This window comes from Actinotalea sp. C106 (genome assembly GCF_023630195.1).
Taxonomy (GTDB): Bacteria; Actinomycetota; Actinomycetes; order Actinomycetales; family Cellulomonadaceae; genus Actinotalea.
Window position 1 is genome coordinate 1 of sequence record NZ_JALPKN010000138.1, and the last position, 8264, is coordinate 8264.

Annotated in this window: 9 protein-coding genes and 1 pseudogene; 2 read left to right on the forward strand and 8 right to left on the reverse strand. The window is 72.8% G+C overall.

Annotated elements, in window-relative coordinates; translation table 11 throughout:
* From L0B03_RS10470 to L0B03_RS10495, 6 genes are all read right to left on the reverse strand, one after another.
* The coding region (locus L0B03_RS10470; protein ID WP_250445742.1) for a MerR family transcriptional regulator at positions 1-619 on the reverse strand (619 nt) is incomplete at its 3' end.
* Positions 620-771: 152 nt separating this feature from the next.
* Positions 772-1260, reverse strand: coding sequence for an FHA domain-containing protein (locus L0B03_RS10475; protein WP_374204933.1), 489 nt, complete (start codon positions 1258-1260; stop codon positions 772-774).
* Positions 1261-1342: 82 nt separating this feature from the next.
* Positions 1343-2005: a DUF881 domain-containing protein gene (locus L0B03_RS10480; RefSeq protein ID WP_250445743.1), complete on the reverse strand. Its 663-nt coding sequence runs from the start codon at positions 2003-2005 to the stop codon at positions 1343-1345.
* 121 nt (positions 2006-2126) lie between these two features.
* Positions 2127-2459 carry a small basic family protein gene (locus L0B03_RS10485; protein WP_208054044.1) on the reverse strand — a complete coding sequence of 111 codons (333 nt, stop codon included), beginning with the start codon at positions 2457-2459 and terminating at the stop codon, positions 2127-2129.
* Positions 2456-3352 carry a DUF881 domain-containing protein gene (locus tag L0B03_RS10490; RefSeq protein WP_250445744.1) on the reverse strand — a complete coding sequence of 299 codons (897 nt, stop codon included), beginning with the start codon at positions 3350-3352 and terminating at the stop codon, positions 2456-2458. Before L0B03_RS10490 ends, L0B03_RS10485 begins: the two co-directional genes overlap by 4 nt.
* Entirely contained in the window at positions 3349-3963 is a 615-nt protein-coding gene (locus L0B03_RS10495; protein WP_250445745.1) for a CDP-alcohol phosphatidyltransferase family protein, read from the reverse strand. Before L0B03_RS10495 ends, L0B03_RS10490 begins: the two co-directional genes overlap by 4 nt.
* A gap of 155 nt (positions 3964-4118) precedes the next feature.
* On the opposite strand from L0B03_RS10495, the gene L0B03_RS10500 reads away from it, so the two are divergent.
* Positions 4119-5147: an LLM class F420-dependent oxidoreductase gene (locus tag L0B03_RS10500; RefSeq protein WP_250445746.1), complete on the forward strand. Its 1029-nt coding sequence runs from the start codon at positions 4119-4121 to the stop codon at positions 5145-5147.
* 58 nt (positions 5148-5205) lie between these two features.
* Here the strand turns inward: L0B03_RS10500 and L0B03_RS10505 are convergent, their stop codons facing one another.
* Positions 5206-6882 carry an alpha-amylase family protein gene (locus L0B03_RS10505; protein ID WP_250445747.1) on the reverse strand — a complete coding sequence of 559 codons (1677 nt, stop codon included), beginning with the start codon at positions 6880-6882 and terminating at the stop codon, positions 5206-5208.
* Positions 6879-7889 carry a TIGR03885 family FMN-dependent LLM class oxidoreductase gene (locus tag L0B03_RS10510; protein WP_250445748.1) on the reverse strand — a complete coding sequence of 337 codons (1011 nt, stop codon included), beginning with the start codon at positions 7887-7889 and terminating at the stop codon, positions 6879-6881. Before L0B03_RS10510 ends, L0B03_RS10505 begins: the two co-directional genes overlap by 4 nt.
* Positions 7890-7995: 106 nt before the next feature.
* On the opposite strand from L0B03_RS10510, the pseudogene L0B03_RS10515 reads away from it, so the two are divergent.
* Positions 7996-8264, forward strand: a pseudogene (locus L0B03_RS10515) (hypothetical protein); the annotation flags it as partial.

The following is an 8264-nucleotide window of genomic DNA, read 5'->3' on the forward strand; positions in this document are numbered from 1 at the left end:
GCCCGCACAGCTCACCGACCTCGCCCGCGACGGCGCCGGCGTGCGCCTCGGCCGCCACCGCGCGCTGGCTGCGCAGCGGCGCCACGATCTGCTCGACCACCGAGACCTGCCGGTCGGCCGCCGCACGGAAGGACCGGAGGTGGCGCAGGTCGACGCCGTGCTCGGTCAGGGCCGCCGCCGCGATGATCACGTCACGGGCCCAGGCGTCGAGGTGGCCGGGCCGCGACTCACGCAGCAGGCCGGCGTCGAGGAGCTGGGCGATCACCTCGGGCTCGACCCCGGTCTCCGCCGTGAGGCTCGCCACCGAGTAGCCGGCCGGCAGCGCCGACCCCGTCCGTTCCCCGTCAGCTGCCGCGAGGCGGGGCAGCACCGGCTCCTCCTCGACCCCTGCGTCGAGGGCGGCGAGCTGCTCACCGATCACCCGGAGCGGCAGATACCGGTCACGCTGCTGGCGTAGCACGTACCGCAGCCGCTCGACGTCGGCGGGGCTGTACTGGCGGTAGCCCCCCGGGGTGCGCCGGGGTTCGACGAGCCCCTGCTCCTCGAGGAAGCGCAGCTTGGACGGCGTCACCGCGGGGAAGTCGTCGCACAGGGAGGACAGCACGTCCGAGATACGCATGGAGGGCTCGCGCGAGACCCCCTGGGGCCAGGTCTCCGAGGCCGCCTCTGTCCCTCGTGGTGCGTCGTGCCGGGGCTCGCCCCGGTCCTGAGCACCATCCCTCGGCTCGCTCTGGACCGGTCGTGCGGCCCGGGCGGGGCCGCCGACCGGGCTCACGACGGCAGGCCCGGAGCACCCTCAGCCGTGGCTTCACGGGCCGGGCTCGGGTGGAAGGTCATCCGGAACTTTCCCACCTGCACCTCGTCGCCGGTACGCAGCAGGGCCTGGTCGATGCGGCTCCGGTTCACGTACGTCCCGTTGAGCGAACCGACGTCGCGCACCACGAAGCCGTCGCCCTCCCGGACGAACTCGACGTGCTTGCGGGAGACGGTCACGTCGTCGAGGAAGATGTCGGCCGACGGGCTACGGCCGGCGACGGTGCGATCGGCGTCCAGCAGGAACCGCGCACCGACGCTCGGGCCCCGCTGCATGATCAGCAGGGCCGAGGTCGCGGGGAGGGCGTCGACCGCAGCCTGCTCCTCGGCGCTGAGGCCGACGAGGGACGGCGCGTCGTGCTCGACCGCACCGATCACGCCCTCGCCGAAGGTCATCGTGGTGTCGGCCGCGGCCCAACGCTGCTCGGACGCTCGTTCGTCAGTCATCGTTCCTCCTTCGCGTCGCTGGGCAGCTCCCACACGCTCGTGGCGCACAGCCTATGCGGACCGCGCCCCGGACGGCAGGTCCTCATCCCGGATCGGGGGCCGGCGAGGCGTGCTCGGGGGTCACCAGGCTCGCCGTGGCCTCCACCTGGACGAGGTCGACCGACTGCAGGTCGGTGGTCCCCCCGGCGTTGCGCACCGCCGCGAGAGCGCCGCCCGGCATGTTGAGGGCGGGCGAGATGGTCTCCGGGTTGCCGATCGCCCGCCACCGGTACGGCGGCGTGAGCGCGGTGCCGTCGACCACGATGCCGTCGACCGTGTCGACGAAGTAGCTCGACGTCGTCAGCCGCAGGTCCCCGAGCTGGATGGCCTCGGCCCCGGCGTTGCGCAGCTCCTCGAGCAGGTTGTAAAGGACGAGGGCCGGGATCTGCTCTCCGGGCTCGCGGATGACCAGCTCGACCCCCGGTCCCTCGGCCGGGAGCTGGCCGGCAAGGATGCCCTGGACCACCGCCCGTTCCTCGGCCGCTTCGCGAGCAGCCCGCTCGGTGTCGTTGCCCGAGGCGAGCTCGGCACGCTGGGCGCGCAACGAGGCCGCCTGCTGCTCGAGCTCGTCCGACCGCTGCGTGGTCTCGTCGAGGATCCGCACGAGCTCGTCCTGACGGAGGGTGCTCAGGCCCCCGTCGCGGTTCTGCTGCACCTGGACCACCAGGGCGAAGCCGAGCAGCGCGCAGAGGAACGCGGCGAGCAACTGGGCGCGGGTGGCACGAGGGGCCAGGGCGCGCCACAGCGTCCGCCAGGACCGAGAGACCGGTGCGGGCTGCGGGCGCCGGGGGGCGCCCTGGGGCCCTCGGCGATGGTCGGGGGTCACATCAGGCCCTGAAGAGGTGGCGACGGATCGCTGCGGCGTTGGAGAAGATGCGGATGCCCAGGACGACGACCACGGCGGTGGACAGCTGCGTGCCCACGCCGAGCTGGTCCCCGAGGAAGACGATCAGCGCCGCGACGACGACGTTCGACAGGAACGACACGAGGAACACGCGGTCGTCGAACATGCCGTCGAGGAGGGCCCGCAGGCCACCGAAGAGCGCGTCGAGCGCGGCCACCACGGCGATGGGGAGGTAGGGCTGCAGCGCCGAGGGCACGGTGGGCTCGAGGAACACCCCGACCAGGGCGCCCACGAGCAGGCCGATCACGGCGATCATGACTCTCCTCCGTCGTCAGGTGGGGGTGACGATGCCATCTCGTCGGTCATCGCGGAACCGGGGACCGAGGCGTGGCGCAGCTCGGTGCCGCTCGCGCCGGGCAGCGCGAGGTCCGTCGACGCCTCGATCGTCACGTCGATGCCGTAGGAGCCGGACAGCATGGTGAGGTGGTTGGCGGCCGACGAGCGGGCGAGGTCGGTCTGCAGCCCGCGTGGGTCGCCGATCGCCTCGACCCGGTAGGGAGCGACCAGGGGCTGCAGGTCGACCAGGATCGCCTCGCTCGCTCCGCGGATCGCGCTCAGCCCCGTCAGTCGCTGACCGTTGATGGCGATCGCCTCGGCCCCTGCCGCCCACAGGGCGTTCGTCACGATCTGCAGGTCGACGTCCTGCACCCGGGTTCGTGCGTCCTGCGGATCTGCGTCCGGGTCGTCGAGCTCGACCGCCAGGCCGGGGCCTACGACCGCGGCCGCTCCCGAGGCCAGCTCGAGGCGCCCGAGCTGCTCGATCAGTGCCGGGTCCGCTCCGGCGAGGGCCGCGTCCTGCAGCGCGGCGACCTCCTCGCCGAGCTCGTCGTTCTCTGCGCGCAGCTGCTCCACGTGCGCGGACCGGTCGGCGATCTGCTCCTGCAGCAGGCTCCGGCCCTCGGTGGCCGCGGGCTGCGGGACCCGGAGCGTCACGATCGCGGTCGTCGTGACCAGTCCCAGGACCACGGCCAGCGAGAGGTACCAGCCGGTGCGTAGACCGCGGGCCGCGGCGTTGTCCGGCTCCTCGCGCTGCCGCCGTGCCGCCTCCTCGTAGGACGGGTCCACCGGGCGGTACATCACCTCGTTGAGCAGACTCATCGAGGCGTCGACGGCAGGACGTGCGTGCTGGTGCCGCTGGGACGTGGTCACGGCACCTGCCCGCGCCGTCGCAGCTCCTGGTTCGCCTGCCGCAGGTAGATGCCGGCGGCGAGCCAGTACAGCCCGACCCCCCACCAGGCGAAGGCCCAGCCCACGACCCCGGCCACGGTGCCGACGCCTCCCTCCCACTGGGCGAGGAGCAGGAGGGGGAAGGCGTACAGGAGCGCGAAGGTGCCTGCCTTGCCGGCGAAGTGGACGGGCAGGGGACCGAGGTGACGCGAGGTGAGGACAGCCAGCACCAGGCTCAGGAGGACGTCACGCCCGACGATCGCCACGAGGAGCCACAGCGGGACGACGTCGCGCAGGGTCAGCACGACCAGGGTCACCAGGATGAACAGGCGGTCCGCCGCAGGGTCGAGCAGCTCCCCCAGACGCGACCACTGACCCAGTCGGCGCGCGAGCACGCCGTCGAGCCAGTCCGAGGCCCCCGCCAGAGCGAGCACCCCGAGGGCCCACAGGTCCAGGTCGGCGAGCAGCAGCGCGGCGAAGACCGGGACGAGCAGGAGGCGCAGACCGCTGATCACGTTGGGGATCGTCAAGACCTCGGCCCTCAGGCTCGTGGTCTCACCCCCCGCGTGCTCGGGTGTCCCCTGCTCCGTCACCACTCCCCCGCTCCTGCACTCGTCCGACCATGATCCTAGGGCCGCTGCCGCCGGACGGGGACCGACGCACCCATCGAGATCGCCGGCAGGTGAGATGCTGACCGTCGGCGTCCCGATGGTCGTGGCGTCCCGCCCGCACCGATCACGGAGGATCCATGCGCTTCGGCTACCACCTCGGCTACTGGGCGGCAGGGCCGCCCGCAGGCGCCCTGGACGCCGTCCGGACCGCGGACCGGCTCGGCTTCGACTCGATCTGGACCGCAGAGGCCTACGGCTCGGACTGCCTCACCCCGCTGGCGTGGTGGGGTGCGAGCACCGAGCGGATCCGCCTGGGGACCGCGATCGCGCAGATCTCGGCACGCACCCCGACGGCGGCTGCGATGGCCGCCCTGACCCTCGACCACCTCTCGGGAGGCCGCTTCGTGCTCGGCCTCGGCGCCTCGGGCCCTCAGGTCGTCGAGGGCTGGTACGGCGCCGCCTACCCCCGTCCGCTGGCCCGCACCCGGGAGTACGTGCAGGTCGTGCGCCAGGTGCTGCGCAGGGACCACCCCGTGACCGCGGACGGCGAGTTCTACACGCTGCCCCACCCCGGGGGCACCGGCCTGGGCCGACCGCTGCGCTCGACGGTGCACCCGCTGCGTCGGGACCTGCCCATCCACCTGGCCGCCGAGGGGCCGCGCAACGTCGCGCTGGCCGCCGAGATCGCCGACGGTTGGCTCCCGCTGTTCTTCGCGCCCTCGGTCGACGGCTTCTACCGCGCCGCCCTCGCCGAGGGGTTCGGACGCCGCTCCCCCGACCTCAGCAACCCCGAGGACTTCGAGGTCAGCGCGACCGTGCCGGTCGTCATCGACCAGGACGTCGAGCGTGCCGCGGACCAGGTCCGGCCCTTCGTCGCCCTCTACGTGGGCGGGATGGGTGCCACCCGCGCCAACTTCCACCGCGAGATGATCGAGCGGCTCGGCTACGTCGAGGAGTGCGCTCGCGTGGCCGAGCTGTTCGCCGAGGGTCGACGGTCCGAGGCCGCCGCCGCGGTGCCGACCGCCCTCGTCCAGGACATCGCCCTCGTCGGACCGGTCGAGGCCGTGCGCGACCGGCTCGCCGAGTGGGAGGAGAGCGTCGTCACCTCGGTGCTGGTCCAGGGGGACGCGACCGCGCTGCGCGCCGTCGCCGACCTCCTCGGCTGAGCTCTGCGCCGCGGCTCGCGGGCGGTGCGACGCGATCAGCTCCCTGCCGCCCGCGCCGTCAGGGCAGCCGTCGGCTGCGCGCCGTGACGACCCTGAGCCAGCGGTACCCGTAGCCCTCGAGGGTGACGTCGACCACGTCTCGGTCGACCTCGACCTGCCCCTCGCCGAGGAGGTCAGCCAGGCGTTCGCACCCCGGAGCACGAGTCAGGTCCACCGGGACGACGACGGCGTCCGGCCCGAGGTTGTGCAGCGTGACCACAGCCTCGCCGTCGACCTCGCTCCAGAGGGCCAGCACAGATCCGTGGGGCTGCTCGAGAACCTCCACCGGGGCCCATCCGAGCTCGGGCGACTCGCGGTAGCGCGCCACGAGCGTCCGGACGAAGGTCAGCAGCGAGTCGGGGTCCCTGCGCTGGTCGGCCACGTTGACGTGCTCGGGGCCGAAGCCTCCCGTGGTCAGCGGGCTGGGCAGCCGGGAGGGGGCTGCCGGGGAGAAGCCGGCGTGCCGGTCGGCCGACCACTGCATCGGGGTGCGGACCGCGAGCCTGCCCGGGACGTCGAGGTTCTCCCCCATCCCGATCTCCTCGCCGTAGAACAGCGTAGGCGTCCCGGGCAGGGCGAAGAGCAGCGAGTACACCAACCTCATGCGGCGGGGGTCCCCGTCGAGCATCGGGGGCAGGCGGCGCCGCAGACCACGCCCGTAGAGCTGGTGCTCGTCCTGGGCACCGAAGGCGGCGAAGACCTCGTCGCGCTCCTCGGTCGACAGCTTGTCCAGGGTGAGCTCGTCGTGGTTCCGCACGAAGGTGGCCCACTGCGCGTCGGGCGGGATCTCGGGACGTGCCCGCAGGGCGTCGACGAGGGGACCGGCGTCCCGACGGGCGAGGGCCAGGTACATGGCCTGGTTGCCGATGAAGTCGAACATCATCGTGAGCTCGTCGCCCTGGCCGTCACCGAAGTACTCGAGCTGCTCCTCGTACGGAAGGTTCACCTCCCCGAGCAGGACCGCGCTGCCCGCGCGTCGTGAGATGAACGAGCGGATGGCGCGCAGGTGGTCGTGCGGGTCCCCGAACTGCTCGGCCTCCGACTCCGCGGCCCCCAGGGTCTCCATGAAGAACGGCACGGCGTCGACCCGGAACCCGGACAGGCCCAGCTCGAGCCAGAAGCCGATCGCCTTGACGATCTCGTCACGGACCTTCGGGTTGGCCACGTTCAGGTCGGGCTGGTGCCGGTAGAAGCGGTGCAGGTAGTACTCGCCGGTCTGCTCGTCGAGTTCCCAGATGCTGGACTCCTGGTCCGGGAAGACCACCTCTTCCGAGGTGTCGGGGGGCGGCTCAGAGCGCCAGACGTAGTAGTCCCGGAACGGGTTGTCCTTGCTCCTGCGGGCCGCCTTGAACCACGGGTGCTTGTCGGAGGTGTGGTTGACGACCAGGTCGGCGATCACCCGGATGCCCCGGTCTCTGGCCGTGCGGATCAGCTCGACGAGGTCCCCGTGGGTGCCGAGCCGCGGGTCGACCCCGTAGTGGTCGGTGACGTCGTAGCCGTCGTCGCGGTCGGCGGTCGGGTAGAACGGCATCAGCCAGAGGCACGTCACCCCGAGCTCGGCCAGGTGGTCGATGCGCTGCGCCAGCCCGGTGAGGTCCCCCGTGCCGTCACCGTCGGAGTCCTGGTAGGTCTCGACGTCCAGGCAGTAGATGACGGCGTTCTTCCACCAGAGGTCGCCCGTGTCGGTGATCTTCACCGGAGCCCCCGCACGCTTGCTGCCTGTCGGCCGTCGTCGGTCCCCGCGGGCGCGGCCAGCTGCGGCAGGACGTGCTCGCCGAAGGCCCCGATGAACGGACGCTGCTCATGGCCCACGTGGTGCAGGTAGACCTCGTCGAAGCCGACCGAGGCGAGCTCCCCGATCCGGTCGACGAGCTCGCCGAACGAGCTCGACACGACGACCCCCGAGTGGACGTCCTCGGGACGCACGTGCGCGCTCGCGAGGTCGAAGTGCTCGGGGCTCTCCAGGTCCCAGCAGAGCGGCGGTGGGAAGAGGTTGGTCCGCCACTGGTCGAAGGCGAGCCGTTCCGCGACGGCGGGGTCCGGGTCCCACGACAGGTGCACCTGCAGGGCCACAGGGCCTCGCCCGCCGGCCTCCCGGTAGGCCCCGACGATCTCCCGCAGCACCTCGAGGGGCTGGTTGATGGTGATCAGCCCGTCGGCCCAGGAGGCCACCCGTCGGGCGGTCGCGACGGTGACAGCAGGCCCGAGGAGCGCGGGCGGGGCCTCCGGCAGCGTCCACAGCCGCGCCTGGTCGACGGTGACGGTCCCCTCGTGGGACACCTCCTCCCCGGCGAGGAGCCGACGGATGACGTCGACCGACTCCTCGAGGCGCAGGTCACGGACCGCCTTGCTGGGCCACGGGTCCCCCGTGATGTGCTCGTTCATGTTCTCCCCGGAGCCGAGGGCCGCCCAGAACCTGCCGGGGAACATCGCCCCGAGGGTGGCCATGGCCTGGGCGACGATCGCCGGGTGGTAGCGCTGCCCCGGGGCGTTCACGACCCCGAAGCGCAGGGAGGTCGTGGCCAGTGCGGCGCCCAACCAGGACCATGCGAAGCCCGACTGCCCCTGACGCTCGCTCCACGGGGCGAAGTGGTCCGAGCACATCGCTGCTCCGAAGCCGGCCTCCTCGGCCAGCTGCACCGCGGTGAGCAGCTCGGCGGGATGGACCTGCTCGTGGGAGGCGTGGAATCCGTAGGTCGTCACGTGCCCTTTCCTACCGTGGAGCCGGGCGCTGCGCGCGTCCACCCGCCCTTCCGACCGACGCGCTGGCCGACGCGCGAACCAGCACCACGGGTGCCAGGCTGGCGGGGTGACCCCTCAGCCTGAGCAGCCCGAGACCCCCGCCGAGCGAGCGGAGCGTGCCTCCCGCCTCGACGCGCCGTCCGAGCACGACGCGCAGCGTACGAGCCGCCCGCACCGGGCGGCACGGCTCGAGGACCGCGTCACGGGCTTCGTGGCCCGACGCCTGCGCGACCGTGGGTGGGTGCCCCGGGTCGAGCCCTACACCGGCTACGGCTCGGAGGGCTGGGTCCGGGTGATGGGGCGCGCCCTGCTCGCCCCCCCGACCACCGCGGCGGG